General features: G+C 66.5%; 13 protein-coding genes and 1 tRNA gene. 8 read left to right on the forward strand and 6 right to left on the reverse strand.

Annotated elements, in window-relative coordinates; all coding sequences use genetic code 11:
• Positions 1 to 553 precede the first annotated feature (553 nt).
• Positions 554 to 1129 carry a sigma-70 family RNA polymerase sigma factor gene (locus LTI14_RS12485; protein WP_241476709.1) on the forward strand — a complete coding sequence of 192 codons (576 nt, stop codon included), beginning with the start codon at positions 554 to 556 and terminating at the stop codon, positions 1127 to 1129.
• A 410-nt stretch (positions 1130 to 1539) separates the two neighbouring features.
• Here LTI14_RS12485 and LTI14_RS12490 read toward each other — a convergent pair whose 3' ends face one another.
• Together LTI14_RS12490 and nadE are read right to left on the reverse strand one after the other, a co-directional pair.
• A complete protein-coding gene (locus LTI14_RS12490; protein WP_241463583.1) occupies positions 1540 to 2343 on the reverse strand; it encodes an exodeoxyribonuclease III in 804 nt (267 codons plus the stop codon).
• A gap of 44 nt (positions 2344 to 2387) precedes the next feature.
• Entirely contained in the window at positions 2388 to 3215 is an 828-nt protein-coding gene (gene nadE, locus LTI14_RS12495) for an ammonia-dependent NAD(+) synthetase (protein ID WP_241476710.1), read from the reverse strand.
• A 273-nt stretch (positions 3216 to 3488) separates the two neighbouring features.
• Between nadE and LTI14_RS12500 the strand changes: the two genes are divergently transcribed.
• The 4 genes from LTI14_RS12500 to LTI14_RS12515 all read left to right on the forward strand — a co-directional run bounded on the left by LTI14_RS12500 (position 3489) and on the right by LTI14_RS12515 (position 7304).
• Complete coding sequence (locus LTI14_RS12500) at positions 3489 to 4280, forward strand: potassium channel family protein (RefSeq protein ID WP_241463585.1); 792 nt, start codon at positions 3489 to 3491, stop codon at positions 4278 to 4280.
• Positions 4281 to 4293: 13 nt separating this feature from the next.
• On the forward strand, positions 4294 to 4887 hold the full coding sequence (gene pyrE / locus LTI14_RS12505) for an orotate phosphoribosyltransferase (RefSeq protein ID WP_241463586.1): 594 nt from the start codon (positions 4294 to 4296) through the stop codon (positions 4885 to 4887).
• Positions 4888 to 4930: 43 nt separating this feature from the next.
• Positions 4931 to 6190 carry an MFS transporter gene (locus LTI14_RS12510; RefSeq protein WP_241463587.1) on the forward strand — a complete coding sequence of 420 codons (1260 nt, stop codon included), beginning with the start codon at positions 4931 to 4933 and terminating at the stop codon, positions 6188 to 6190.
• A 184-nt stretch (positions 6191 to 6374) separates the two neighbouring features.
• A complete protein-coding gene (locus LTI14_RS12515; protein ID WP_241463588.1) occupies positions 6375 to 7304 on the forward strand; it encodes an endonuclease domain-containing protein in 930 nt (309 codons plus the stop codon).
• Between the two features lie 43 nt (positions 7305 to 7347).
• Here LTI14_RS12515 and LTI14_RS12520 read toward each other — a convergent pair whose 3' ends face one another.
• Complete coding sequence (locus LTI14_RS12520) at positions 7348 to 7887, reverse strand: GNAT family N-acetyltransferase (protein WP_241476711.1); 540 nt, start codon at positions 7885 to 7887, stop codon at positions 7348 to 7350.
• Positions 7888 to 7972: 85 nt separating this feature from the next.
• Here LTI14_RS12520 and LTI14_RS12525 point away from each other — a divergent pair, with 85 nt between their 5' ends.
• Positions 7973 to 8644, forward strand: a complete 672-nt coding sequence (locus LTI14_RS12525) for an O-methyltransferase (RefSeq protein ID WP_241470321.1) — start codon at positions 7973 to 7975, stop codon at positions 8642 to 8644.
• Between the two features lie 106 nt (positions 8645 to 8750).
• Positions 8751 to 9380, forward strand: a complete 630-nt coding sequence (locus LTI14_RS12530; RefSeq protein ID WP_241463591.1) for a TrmH family RNA methyltransferase — start codon at positions 8751 to 8753, stop codon at positions 9378 to 9380.
• A gap of 36 nt (positions 9381 to 9416) precedes the next feature.
• On the opposite strand, the gene LTI14_RS12535 is transcribed toward LTI14_RS12530, so the two are convergent.
• The 3 genes from LTI14_RS12535 to LTI14_RS12545 form a co-directional block, all read right to left on the reverse strand.
• Positions 9417 to 10298 (reverse strand): hypothetical protein, encoded by an 882-nt coding sequence (locus LTI14_RS12535; protein ID WP_241463592.1) that lies wholly within the window; start codon positions 10296 to 10298, stop codon positions 9417 to 9419.
• 148 nt (positions 10299 to 10446) lie between these two features.
• A complete protein-coding gene (locus LTI14_RS12540) occupies positions 10447 to 11982 on the reverse strand; it encodes a PTS ascorbate transporter subunit IIC (protein WP_241476712.1) in 1536 nt (511 codons plus the stop codon).
• 9 nt (positions 11983 to 11991) lie between these two features.
• Complete coding sequence (locus LTI14_RS12545; RefSeq protein WP_241476713.1) at positions 11992 to 12780, reverse strand: PTS sugar transporter subunit IIA; 789 nt, start codon at positions 12778 to 12780, stop codon at positions 11992 to 11994.
• A 217-nt stretch (positions 12781 to 12997) separates the two neighbouring features.
• Between LTI14_RS12545 and LTI14_RS12550 the strand changes: the two genes are divergently transcribed.
• Positions 12998 to 13070 (forward strand) — tRNA-Ala (locus LTI14_RS12550).
• Positions 13071 to 13091: the final 21 nt, after the last annotated feature.

The raw sequence follows: 13091 nt of genomic DNA on the forward strand, positions 1-13091 counted from the left end.
CAGTGACTTGTTGCTCAGGGCGAGCGTCCCGGTTCATGTGCGGATCGCGTCCGGAACGCCGATGTGATGCGAATGCCAGCGTTCTGCAGGAGGGCAATCAAGCTCCTCACCCGCGGCGCAGGGGGGGGGCAGGGGAGCAGGCGGGGCGCACGAGACGCTCTGCCGACAATGTGAGTTCAACCACATCTTGTGGAAACCAGGACTTCCCGGCTAGTCTGCTAGAGGCTTCAGTACTTAAGGACCGTCCCCGGGTCACTTCCTTGCACCGGACGCGCTCGGGGACCAGGAAGGTGAGTTCTTATGCCTATCTCCCCAACCGTTCCACGCAGCACCGCTGGGAAGATGGTTTCTACCACGGCACAGCCCCCTCGTGAGCCTGATTCGCCCTCGCTGACCCCTCTGGTACAGCGGCCTTCGGCGCTGGTGAGGGTGTTTGAGTCAGGCGTGAGCATCGCACCTCCATCTGGACGTCGCCAGCTCATCACGCGGACCTCTTCATTCGATGGCAGCTCATCCATATTCCGGAGCCCTGGCTCGCGAGGGGGTGTCTTCGATGGACCCCGAGGATGACAAGCCCTTCGATGTACGGGAAGCCTTTGCCGAACACGGAGGAGCCCTCTTCTCCTTCGCCCTCAACGCGCTGGGTGACCGAGCCGAGGCGGAGGACTGCGTGCAGGAAGCGTTCATCCGAGCCTGGCGGAACCGAGAGCGATACAGCAGCTCGCGCGGCTCGGTGCGGACCTGGCTGTTCGCCATCGTGCGGAACCTCGTCATCGACTGCCTCCGGGCGCGCGCCCGGCGCCCGGCGCCCTCGGACGCGGAGAAGATCGAATGGGCGAGCGAGCCGGTGACGGAAGACCTGCTCATCGTGGAGCGGCTCGTCCTGTATGAGTCCCTGGCCACCCTCACCTTCGAGCACCGGGAGGTCATTGCCGCTGTTCAACTGGACGGCGTAGGCTATCAAGAGCTTTCGGAACAGACGGGGGTTCCGGTCGCGACCTTACGGACGCGGATGTACTACGGGCTCAGATCACTGCGGACGGCACTGGGGGGGAATGCTCACGATGGGGGAGATTCCTTCGCGGCGGGAGGAGCTTATCGCCGGGGCGCTGACGGGCGATCTCAGTGACGCTGAGTGGCAGGAGTTCGACCAGGCCCGGGCGGCAGACCCGTCGATCGACGTGGAGCTCGCGGAGCTTCGCGCAACGGCCGCTCGTCTTGATGCGGCGAACGTGACCTGGCAGGAGGAGGCCCCACCTCCAGGCCTTGAGGAACGGATCCGCAGATCAACCTTCGAAGCTGACCGAGATTCAGACGGCGAAGATGGACGGTCGAGGTCGTACTCGCCGTCCTGATGCATGGCTGACGCCAGCCTCGTGTTTCATGGCCGATGGCGGCGTGATGCGAGGGCTGTTGAGCAACCCGAGATACCAGGCTGACCTGCGTAGATGATGATCGCCGGCTCAAGGTCTCTGCGCCCGATCCTCCACGTGGGGGATCAGGCGCCGTCGTCGTCCAAGCAGGTCTAGCGGTACCGCGTCAGTTCAGCTCGACCACCACGGGGGCGTGGTCGGAGGCGCCCTTGCCCTTGCGCTCCTCGCGGTCGATCGAGGCAGAGGTGACACGCTCGGTCAGGGCGGGTGAGCCGAGCACGAAGTCGATGCGCATGCCTTCCTTCTTCGGGAAGCGCAGCTTGGTGTAGTCCCAGTAGGTGTAGACCCCGGGGCCTGGGGTGTGCGGCCGCACAACCTCGGTGTAGCCGCTGTCCAGGAACCCCTGGAACGCCTCGCGCTCGGGGGCGGAGACGTGGGTCAGGCCCTGCTCGCGGAAGAAGTCGATGTCCCAGACATCCTCGTCCTGCGGGGCGATGTTGAAGTCGCCCATCAGCGCGATCTGGGCCTTGGGGTCCTCGCCCAGCCAGGACTCGGCGTGCTCGTTGAGCTGTCGCAGCCAGGCCAGCTTATAGCTCATGTGCTCGTCCTCCAGGGAGCGCCCGTTGGGCACGTAGAGGCTCCAGATGCGCACTCCGCCACAGGTGGCGGCGATGGCGCGGGCTTCCTGGATCGGGTCCTTGCCGCCCTTGCCGAAGACCGGCTGGTCCTGGAAGGTCCGCTCCACGTCCTTCATGCCGACCCGGGAGGCGATGGCGACGCCGTTCCACTGGCTGAGTCCGAAGTGGGCGACGTCGTAGCCGTTGGCCTCGAAGAGCTCCCAGGGGAAGTTCTCGTCCTTGCACTTGGTCTCCTGGATCGCCAGGACGTCCACCTCTGATCGATCCAGCCAGGCCTCGACCCGGTCGGCTCGAGCTCGCATCGAGTTCACATTCCATGTCGCAATCCGCATGGCCCAAAACTACCAGCGGCGCACTGATGCTCCCTGCGAGGTGCTCAGCCGTGGCGCCACCAGTCATCCTGGATGGACACCGGGACGGTGCGCTTGTGCCGGGTGCGCAGGTAGTGCTCTTCGAGGACCGCGGCCTCGCTGTCCGGGATCGCACGACCCTCGAGGTAGTCATCGATGTGGTCGTAGCTGATCCCGAGCTCGGTCTCATCGAGCTGACCGGGCTTGTCATCGAGCAGATCCGCGGTAGGCGCCTTGGACCAGAGCGTCTCGGAGGCGCCGAGGTGCTTCAGCAGCTGCCGGACCTGGCGCTTGTTCAAGGTGAAGAGCGGCAGCACATCTGCGCCGCCGTCGCCGTACTTCGTGAAGAATCCGGTGATGGATTCGGACCCGTGATCGGTGCCGGCGACCAGCAGGTTGTTCTCGCCGCCGATGGCGTACTGCACGGTCATCCGCAGCCGGGCCTTCACATTGCCGCGGTGATAATCCTGCATGGGGCGGCCCAGGGCCTCGTCGAAAGCGGCGTTCACTCCGGTCACGGCCTTCTCGATGTTGAAGGTGTGTGTCTGGTCCGGGGCGATGAAGTCCAGGGCGGCATCGGCGTCGTCGGCGTCGTGCTGAACACCGTGGGGCAGCCGCACCGCGTGGAACTCGGCCTCGTGGCCTTCCTCGCGCAGCTTCACCACCGCGAGCTGGCAGAGCTTGCCCGCCAGCGAGGAATCCACTCCGCCAGAGATGCCCAGCACGAAGCCCTTGGCCTTCGCGGTCTTGGCGTATTCCACCAGGAAGTCCACGCGCCGGCTGACCTCCTCTGCGGGATCGATCTCGGGCTTGACGCCCATCTCTTCCACAATGTCTGTCTGTAGCTCACGCATGATCCGAGTCTACTCAGCAGCAAGTTTCGGTCAGATCACCGGAGCCTGTGTGTCCGCTGCACCGGGGCGCAGGCGCAGCAGGAGACCGACGCCGAGGCGGAGGCCGGCGGGGCGGCGAGTCGTGCGCAACCCTCCGGCCCGGGACCCTCCGGCCTGGCGGCTTCGAGAAGACCGTAGAAGGACCTTCCCGGGTGCGCGAGGCATGGCTGTCGAGATGGGCGGCTCGGTACGCTGAGGCGACACCACCCCGCAGGGCGAAGGGGGAACACTCTGATGGCACCAGAAGAGGCATCCGAACCCGTGGTCCTGGGAAGACGGGAGCGGTCCAAGGCTGACTTCGGGGCCCGCTATCAACGCTGGGACAAGGCCACGGAGCTGCCGATGGCGATCGTGGCGCTGGCCTTCCTCGTCGTGTATGCCTATCTGGTGCTCGCGAACACCAGGCCCACCGATGTCTCCTGGCCGCCGATCTTCCTCATCGGAGTCTGGGTCGTCTTCGCTCTGCACTACGTGATCAGCCTGGTGCTGGTGCGGAATCGAGGACGCTGGTTCGTCACCCACCTGCATGAACTCGCGATGGCGGCGCTCCCCTTCCTCCGTCCGCTTCAGCTGCTCCGTCTGGTCAAGGTGGTCGCGGTGATGCATCGGACGATGGGCTCTGCGCTGCGCGGAAAGGTGTCGGTCTACGTCGCCGGCGTCTCGGGGATGTTGGTGCTGGTGGCCGCGCTGGGAGTCCTCGATGCGGAGCAGAACGCCGAGGGCGCCAACATCACCAGCTTCTCAGATGCGCTCTGGTGGGCCTTCGTCACCATCAGCTCGGTCGGCTACGGCGACTACTATCCAGTCACCGGTCTGGGGAGGCTCATCGCGATAGGCCTCATGATCGCCGGCATCGCGCTCATCGGTTCGATCACCGCCACGATCGCCTCGTGGTTCGTGGAGCGGATCACCGAGGCCCAGCGCCAGGTCACCACCGGCCAGGAGAGCGGACCGGGCGGCCCGGCCGGACCGGGCGGCGGGGCTCGACCGAATCCCAAGGAGGCCGAGCCGCAGCCGGGGCCATAGCTAGGATGGTCACATGACTGAGACCGCCGCCGGAACCCCGCAGCCCGCCGACCATGCCGCCGATCGCCAGCGCCTCCAAGAACTCATCAGCGAGCTCGCCGTGGTGCGCGGCAAGGTCACTCTGTCTTCAGGCAAGGAAGCCGATTATTACATCGACCTGCGTCGGATCACCCTCCAGCATGAGGCCGCCCCGCTGGTCGGGCGGGTCATCCGGATGCTTCTCGCCGAAGCTGGCATCGACTACGTCGCCGCAGGCGGGCTTACCATGGGCGCGGACCCGGTGGGCACCGCCGTGATGCACGCTGCCGCGCAGGACGGTACCGCCACGGACGCCTTCGTGGTGCGCAAGGCGCAGAAGTCCCACGGCATGGGCCGCCAGGTCGAGGGCCCCAGCGTGGACGGAAAGAAGGTCGTCGTCCTGGAAGACACCTCCACCACCGGAGGCTCCGCGCTGACCGCCGTCGAGGCCGTGCGTGGCGCCGGCGGGATCGTGCAGGCGGTGGCTGTGATCGTCGATCGCGACACCGGCGCCAAGGAGCACATCGAAGCCACGGCCGGCGTGCCCTACCTGTTCGCGTACTCCAAGAACGACCTCGGACTGGACTGAGCCGGGCTGACCCCGGCCCGGCGCAGTCCGCGACACTGATCAGGTGCACCCCTCCAAACGGGCGGTCCTCCTCGGGCTGTGCCTCACCCAGATCACCTCCTGGGGGGTGCTCTTCTACGCGTTCCCGGTGCTGCAGCCGCGCATCGCTGCTGACACCGGCTGGTCCGCCACGGCGCTGACCGCGGCCTTCTCTGCAGCGTTGGTGATCTCTGGACTGCTCGGGATTCCACTTGGACGGGTGCTGGACCGACGCGGTCCCAGGCTGATCATGACCATGGGTGCGGCGCTCGCAGTCCCGGGGCTGCTGGCAGTGGCCGCCGCGCCGTCGTACTGGGTGTTCCTGCTGGGCTGGCTTCTCCTCGGCGTCGCGATGTCCGGGACGCTCTACCCGCCCGCCTTCGCAGCGCTGACCCGGTGGTACGGACGGCGGCGGATCTTCGCGCTGACCATGGTCACCCTCGCCGGAGGCCTGGCGAGCACGGTGTTCGCGCCGGTCACGGAGGCGCTGGCCACCCAGCTGAGCTGGCGAGAGACCTACGTGGTGCTGGCGGTGGTGCTCGGTGTGCTGGTGGTCCCGGTGCACGCGGTGGTGCTGAGCCGGCCCTGGCCGAAGGAGCAGACGGGTGAGTCCGCCGACGTCGTCCCGGGTGCCGCCGACGCTGCCGCCGCCCCCGTCAGCGCCACCGCTGCGGAGCTCCCGCCCCAGCCATCTCCGCGGGACTACGCCGCCACGATCATGCGCAGCCGCCCCTACATCCTGCTGGTGACCGGTATGGCACTGGGTGCGGTGGCGATGTATGCCGGGCTGATCAACCTGGTGCCGATGCTGGTGGAGCGCGGGGTCTCCCCGATGGTGGCCGCCTGGGTGCTCGGCCTCGGCGGGGTGGGGCAGGTCATCGGCCGCATCTTCTATGCCCGGCTGGATCGCGGGACCAGCGTGCGGCAGCGCAGCGTGCTCATCTACGCGCTGCTCGCCCTCACCACGGCGGCTCTGGCCTGGAACATCACCGCCGCGGTGCTGTTGATCATGATCTCGATGGCGGCCGGCGTCGCGCGCGGGATCGTCACGCTGCTTCAGGCCACCGCGGTCACCGACCGGTGGGGGATCAGGGATTACGGCCGCCTCTCAGGGGTGCTCAACGGGCCGATGATGCTCGCCGTGGCGGTCGCGCCCTTCGTGGGCGCGATCCTGGCCGACTGGCTGGGCAGCTACGAGGCGATGTTCGGCGTCCTGGCGGGACTGGCGGTGCTCGGCCTGGGTGCGATCGCGGCCAGCATCCCCGCACAGGCGTCCCGCGGCTGAATCACGGATCGCCCTCTTCGACCCGTGTCCCCACCCGCTCGTGTCCCCACCCGCCCGCCATCTACTGTGCAATATGAGGAGAAATGGGGGCCGAAACGGAGGCAGAATTCCCTCAAATCGCCCAGTAGATGTGGCGGTGTGGAAAACCAGAGGGTTGTTCGGGGACTTTGGGCACACTGACCCCATGTACCCGCTGCCGCAGGAGCTCACCGGAGGGGCGTTCACCGCGGCCGAGGCCCTGCGCAAGGGTGTGCCGCGAGAGCGACTGCGGCGCAAAGACGTGGTGGCGCTCGGGGCAGGCGTCTACGCAGTGCAGACGCTCGCAGATGCACGCACCCCACTGGAAACGCTCCAGCTCAAAGCGGCCGCACTCCTTCGCGAGCGCCCAGACGCGTGGATCTCCCACTCGAGCGCCGCGCAGATCCATCGGCTATGGCTTCCCGGCGGGCCCTTGACGGATCAGCGCCTGCACCTCTCTCATCCACTGGAACCAGGCCTTTGGACTCGCCGACGGGGTGTCTGCGGACACCGGGTATCGCTGCGGCCCCAGGACATCACCACGCGTGAGGGCCTCCGGCTCAGCACCCCAGCGAGGACCTGGCTCGACGTCGCCAGGGTCTGCAGCGTGCGGGAGCTGATCATCATGGGAGACCTGCTCGTGCGCCACCCGTACCCGCGGTTCGACGCCCGAACCACCCCGCACACCACCATCGATGAACTGCGAGACCTCCTCCAGGCAACCCCTGGAGCAGCGGGACGACGACGCTGCCTCACGGCCCTGACCTGGATTCGGGTGGGCTCTGATTCCGTGCAGGAGACGCTGCTTCGACTCGCGCTGATCCGGGCGGGACTGCCTGAACCTGAGCTGCAGGTACCCGCGCAGCCGGGATTTCGCTGGTCTCCCCGCGCGGATCTGGGCTACCCGGCCCTGAAGGTCGCGATCCAATACGAGGGTGACACCCATTTCACACCGCAGCAGCAGCGCGCGGATCAGCGACGCGACAACGTCTTTCTCACGGAGGGCTGGCGGGTGCTGCGGTTCAATGCAGAAGACTCCCGGGAAGGGTTCCAGCGGGCCGTGACGCAGGTTCGCGCGGCGCTCGCGGGAGGCTGAGCCGATGCGCGCCGGGTCTGCACCCGCAGCAGCAGCCCCCGACCTAGCTCCCCAGTGAGCGCTGCATCAGCACGGTGCTCAGCGTCTGCCCGCGCTTGACCCCGACATCGGCCAACCGCCCCACCTGGGTGAACCCGAGTTTCAGGTGCAGCGCGTAGGAGGCGCGGGTGGAGACGTCGTCGGTGAGCACCGCGATCACCTGCCGGTGCCCGGCGGCCTCGCACCGGGCCAGCAGCTCGGTGAGCAGCGCCCGCCCGACCCCACGGCCCTCCGCCCCGGGACGCAGATAGATCGTGTCCTCCACGGTGTACCGATAGGCGGATTTCCGCCGCCAGTGCCCGGCGTAGGCGAACCCGAGAACGACCCCGTCCTGCTCCGCAAGGAGGAACGGATGATTCGCCGCGCGCTTCTCCTCCAGGCTCTCAGCCCAAGCCGCCAGGCTCAGCGGCTCCTCGCTGAAGGTGGTGACCGTGTGGTGGGCGTAGTGGGTCTGGATCTCCACCACCGCGGGCAGATCGGGCAGCTCTGCATCGCGGATCCGCACCGGGGAGGCGGGGGATGCGAGGGAGTCGGCATCAGGCATAGCAGGAGCATAATCCCCGCTCCCGCCCCTCCTCAGGACACACGCCTCCTGGTGCCCAAGACCATTCCCGGCCTAGGGTGCTGGCATGGTCACAGCACACGATGATTTCGCAGCCGTCGACGCCTACCTGATCGATCATCTGGTGCACGAGGACCAGGCGCTCGCGGACACCCGGCTCAGCTCTGCGGAGACCGCCACCCCGGGGATCGATGTCACCGCGAACATGGGCGCCTTCCTCGCGCTGCTGGTGCAGATGACCGGCGCCACCCGCGTCCTGGAGTTCGGCACCCTCGCCGGGTATTCCAGCATCTGGATGGCCCGAGCCATGGACGACGACGGCGCCGTGGTCACCTTGGACATCGACCCGGCGGCAGCGCAGGTGGCCCGGCGGAACTTCCATGCCGCCGGCGTCGCAGAGCGCATCCAGCTGCGCATCGGCCCCGCATTGGAATCCGCGCACGCGCTGATCGATGAGGGAACCCACCCCTTCGACCTGGTGTTCATCGACGCCGACAAGGCGAACACCCCGCACTACCTTGAAGCTTCGCTGACGCTGTCGCACCCGGGCACGGTGATCGTCATCGACAACGTGGTGCGCTCCGGTGCGGTGCTCGAGCAGGACAGCGCCGACCCGGACATCCAAGGCATCCGCACCTTGATGGAGCTGATCCAGGCCGATGAGCGGCTCAGCGCCACCGCTCTGCAGACCGTGGGGCTCAAGGGTTGGGACGGGTTCCTCCTGGCGCGCGTGAACTGACCCTGCACGCCCCGCCACGCACACTCTGCTCGGCACGTTGAGCCCCGGACCCCCGCGCGCAGACCACCGAATCCTGACACCCCACCGGTGGGATAGCCTCGAATCCATGGATGAATCTGGGCAGCCCACCGAACGTGAGATCGGCCTGGGCCCGTGGGAGGGACCCTGGCCCTCAGGTGAGCACTACGACCCGGAGCTGCTGCGCGCGGGCGACCGCCGCAATGTGGTCGACGAGTACCGCTACTGGTCCCATGAGGCGATAGTCGCGGACCTTGATTCCCGCCGGCACGACTTTCACGTGGCCATCGAGAACTGGCAGCACGATTTCAACATCGGCACCGTGGTGCGCACCGCCAACGCGTTCATGGCCAAAGAGGTCCACATCATCGGGCGCCGCCGCTGGAACCGCCGCGGCGCGATGGTCACCGACCGCTACCAGCACGTCCGCCACCACGCATCGGTGGAGGACTTCGTGGCCTGGGCCGAGTCGGAGGGACTGCCGGTGCTCGGCGTCGACCTGTTCCCGGACTCGATGCCGATTGAGACCTATGAGCTGCCCAAGCGGTGCGTGCTGGTCTTCGGCCAGGAGGGTCCGGGGCTCAGCGACGAGGTGCGGGAGGCCGCGCTGGACACGCTGTCCATCGCGCAGTTCGGCTCCACCCGGTCGATCAATGCCGGCACCGCGGCCGGGATCGCGATGCACGCCTGGATCCGGCAGCACCGCTTCGACAGCTGACCGGCTCCGCAACGACATCACTTTCACCGCTGGAACCTACGACGTCTCCCCGCGGCCGGCCTTGGTGGTGGCGGGGTCTGCGGCCCAGCGGCTGAGGAACTCAGCACCCGCTTCGTCATGGATCGCGCCGGTGGAGGAGGTGAGCACCTCATATGCGGTCTCGGGGATCCCGTCCTCGGGACGCACGTCCACGTGGGAGACGGGCAGGCCGCGCTCGTGCAGCCAGGTGGCCATGGCGTAGTCGGTGCGGGAGTCACCCATGGTGAACCAGGTCTCCGCGGTGATGCCGCGGGCCTTGAGCAGATTCAGGGAGCGCTCGGCGCCGAGGTCCTTGCCCACGCGTTCGTGCTCCACGTCGGTGGAGATGATGGTCGGGTCGATCCGCACATGTTCCAGCTGGTGCTTGCTCAGCAGGCCGGGGATCGCGGCGTCGAACTCCTTCTGCGCTTCGAGGTAGTCCTTGTTCTCGACCTCGGTGGACTGCTCCACAGAGATCATGGCGCGCTTGGTCTCATCGAAGAACATGTGCGCGCTGAAGCGCTCGGTGACCAGGGTCCGAACATCGTCGGAGAGGCCGGTGGTGAGCTTGAGCTCCTCGTCGATGTGGATCTCGCCGAGACCCTCAGGGGTGACCTCGGCCCACACCGCACCCTTCTCGCTGATGGTGAAGACCGGGGCGTCGGGGAGCAGGCCGGCGGCGCGCATCGGTGGGATCACCTGTCGGGCGATGAAGTCGTCGGATCGTCCGGTGTTGAAGATGACCGGGATGCCCTGGTTGGCCATCGCCGTGAGATCCCGGGCGATGGACTCGATGGCGACGGTGCGGCTGACCGGAGAGGCGATGGGCCCGTCCACGTCGAGCAGCAGACCGAAGGGAGGGGTGGGATTGAAGGCCGCAGCCTCAGCAGTGGAAGTCACGTGTCCATTATCCCGTAGTCGGTGACGCCGCGGGTCGGCGTGGCGGGGAGGTTCGGTTCTGACGCTGAGTGGTGGGCGCAGCAGCATTCGTTCTGCCGAGCGCTCTTGGAGCGACTCCTGGCCTGGCAGAGGACGGCACGCAGCAGAGCTACCCTCGCGGAGGCGGTGCGGGCGCTCCCTCGGGTGGGGCAATCTTTGGATACTGACCGTGGGCGTCTGCTGCGGGAGTGTCGATCGAGGCCCGTTCTCCCTGGTCGGGCCGATTGGGCGATGGGTCCCAGTTCCGGTCTACGACGCGACGCTGCACCAGGATCGCAGCACCAAGAATCACCAGGCCCAGGGCCGAGACGACCACGATGCCGGCGACAGAGCCGATGCCTGCTCCGTAGCCGACTAGAATCCCGAACCAGCCGAAGTCAGTATCTCCAAACGTCGTGTTGGCACTTCCAAAGTCTCCAAGGACCAGGAGCAGAAGTGCGGGCAAGAACGTGATGAGGAGCCCATTGACAAAGCCTCCTGCGATTGCTCCGCGCCGACCACCAGTCGCGTTGCCGTATACACCGGCTGCGCCGCCGGTGAAGAAGTGCGGCACCAGCCCCGGCAGGATCAGGGCCAGTCCGAGTGCCGGGTTGAGCCAGAGGGTCAGCGCCGCGAGTCCCACCAATCCACCGGTGAAGCTCGAGAGGAAACCGATAAGCACTGCGTTCTGCGCGAAAGGGAACACGATTGGAGCATCGAGGGCCGGCTTGGCACCCGGCACGATCTTGGCTGCGATGCCCTGGAACGCGGGGACGATCTCTCCGAGGATGGTGCGGACACCGAAAAGTATCACTGCTACCGCAATGCCGAACTGCAGCCCCTGCGTCACCGAGAGCATGATGAAGTTGCCGAGATTCTCGGCTCCACCGTCGAATGCCTCGTAAGCCGCTTCACCTTCGCGGGCGAAGAAGATCAGTGCCACGACGACGTACATGATCACCATAGACAGTGCAGTCGCGACCATGGAGTCTCGGAGGAACCGCAGGCCTTCAGGCAGTTTCAGGTCTTCAGTGGATCGACTGGACTTGCCGCCGACCAGGCGACCCACGGTGCCTGCCGCGATGTAGCCAGCGGTGCCGAAGTGCCCCATGGCGATGCTGTCATCGCCGGTGATCTTGCGGGTGAAGGGCTGTGAGAAGGCCGGAAGAGAGACCATCAGGATGCCCAGCAGAGCTCCGCCGAGTCCTACGGTGAGTGGCCCGGAGTACCCGGCAGTGGCCAGCACGATAGTCAGCAGCGTCGCCATGAAGAGGATGTGGTGGCCAGTGAGGAAGACGTAGCTCAGCGGGGTGAAGCGCGCCAGCACCAGACTGATGGCGAATCCTAGGATCATCAGCCACGCCACCTGGGCGCCATAGGTCTCTTGGGCGATGCCGACGATGGCTTCGTTTGTGGGGATGACGCCCTGGGCGCCGGTGGCCCCCTGGATCATGATCCCCAGCGGGTCCAGAGATGCGACGACGAGCCCGGCTCCCGCACCGATGAGCAGGAATCCGAGTATCGCCTTCATCGCGCCACCGATGATCTGTCCAGTGGATTTCTTGAGCGCGATCAGTCCCACGGCGACGATGATGCCGATCAGGAACGCCGGGACGGAGAGGATCTCGTTGACGAGGAATTCGGCTATTGCGACGAGCCAGTCCATGTGAGTTCCTTAGACGTTGTAGAGTTCGCGCAAAGCGCCGTCGAGCTCGTCTTTGCTGGTGAAATTCTCGATGACCTTCACCGGGATGCCGACGTCGCCGAGGGACTTGGCGATCTCTCCGGAGGTGAGAATCGCCTTCGCCTCTGAAGCCCGTCCGCGAGCCGAGATGGTGTCGGTGGCTTCAACGTTGAGGTACCGACCCCAGCCCCACGTGTCCAGAACACCTTCAAGAGTGTTCTTCAAGAACAACGAGGTCCCGAGGCCGTTGCCGCAGACGGTGAGAATCAGGTGCTGTTCGTTCCCGCCCGACGACCGGGTCGCCGGGCCTGCAGACTTAGGGGACTCGTCTTCTCCTCGAAGGATGGCGGAGATGGCTGCGGGGGACGGGGCGGCGTCCAACGCGGCCCGGGTGTCCTCATCGCCCAGGACGCCACTGAGCTCGGCCAGGGCATGCGTGTGGTGCTTGGAATCTACGGCAGCAAGTGCCACGACCAAGGAGACCGGGTCGTTGTCCCCACTTCCGAAGTCGACCGGCTCCTTCAGCCGCACCCAGGACATGCCGGTGCGCTGGACAGCCTCGGAGGGGCGGGCATGCGCGAACGCGAAGCCGGGTGCGATCACGATATAGGGACCGTTGTCGACGACGTTGTCGATCATCGCCTGGGTGTATTGAGCAGACGCGACGCCTGCCTGTTCCAAGAGGCCACCTGCTAGGCGCACGGCGGATTTCCAGTCGGCTGCTTCCGCATCCAGCAGAATCGAGTCCTGGTGGATGAGTTCAGGGAGAGATGAGGACATTGTTGATCCGTTCTGCTCAGACCTGCTCGTGTCGCTGCTGGCGCAAGTGCTGCGGAGGGTCAGAGACGTTACCACGGGCTGGGGTGGAGACCCTAGGGCGTGGGATCGGCGGCGGCAGCCTCAGCAGCCGGCGTCTCATGTCCATTATCCTGTGAGGGCCGACGCCGCGGGTCCAGATGGCCGGAGAAGTCTGGTCTGCAGCACGGCGGCAGGGCGCGGGGCTATAGCTCAGCTGGTAGAGCGCGTCGTTCGCATCGACGAGGTCAGGGGTTCGACTCCCCTTAGCTCCACTCTTCGACGTCGAGGTGCAG

Source organism: Nesterenkonia sp. YGD6 (assembly GCF_022565895.1).
Lineage (GTDB): Bacteria > Actinomycetota > Actinomycetes > Actinomycetales > Micrococcaceae > Nesterenkonia.

What these genes read in the sequence shown, in the direction of transcription:
- LTI14_RS12515 (WP_241463588.1), top strand. Translation starts at nt 6,375, where the DNA reads ATGTACCCGCTGCCGCAGGAGCTCACCGGAGGGGCGTTCACCGCGGCC.
- LTI14_RS12485 (WP_241476709.1), top strand. Translation starts at nt 554, where the DNA reads ATGGACCCCGAGGATGACAAGCCCTTCGATGTACGGGAAGCCTTTGCC.
- LTI14_RS12500 (WP_241463585.1), top strand. Translation starts at nt 3,489, where the DNA reads ATGGCACCAGAAGAGGCATCCGAACCCGTGGTCCTGGGAAGACGGGAG.
- LTI14_RS12545 (WP_241476713.1), bottom strand. Translation starts at nt 12,780, where the DNA reads ATGTCCTCATCTCTCCCTGAACTCATCCACCAGGACTCGATTCTGCTG.
- pyrE (WP_241463586.1), top strand. Translation starts at nt 4,294, where the DNA reads ATGACTGAGACCGCCGCCGGAACCCCGCAGCCCGCCGACCATGCCGCC.
- LTI14_RS12490 (WP_241463583.1), bottom strand. Translation starts at nt 2,343, where the DNA reads ATGCGGATTGCGACATGGAATGTGAACTCGATGCGAGCTCGAGCCGAC.
- LTI14_RS12540 (WP_241476712.1), bottom strand. Translation starts at nt 11,982, where the DNA reads ATGGACTGGCTCGTCGCAATAGCCGAATTCCTCGTCAACGAGATCCTC.
- nadE (WP_241476710.1), bottom strand. Translation starts at nt 3,215, where the DNA reads ATGCGTGAGCTACAGACAGACATTGTGGAAGAGATGGGCGTCAAGCCC.
- LTI14_RS12520 (WP_241476711.1), bottom strand. Translation starts at nt 7,887, where the DNA reads ATGCCTGATGCCGACTCCCTCGCATCCCCCGCCTCCCCGGTGCGGATC.
- LTI14_RS12530 (WP_241463591.1), top strand. Translation starts at nt 8,751, where the DNA reads ATGGATGAATCTGGGCAGCCCACCGAACGTGAGATCGGCCTGGGCCCG.
- LTI14_RS12525 (WP_241470321.1), top strand. Translation starts at nt 7,973, where the DNA reads ATGGTCACAGCACACGATGATTTCGCAGCCGTCGACGCCTACCTGATC.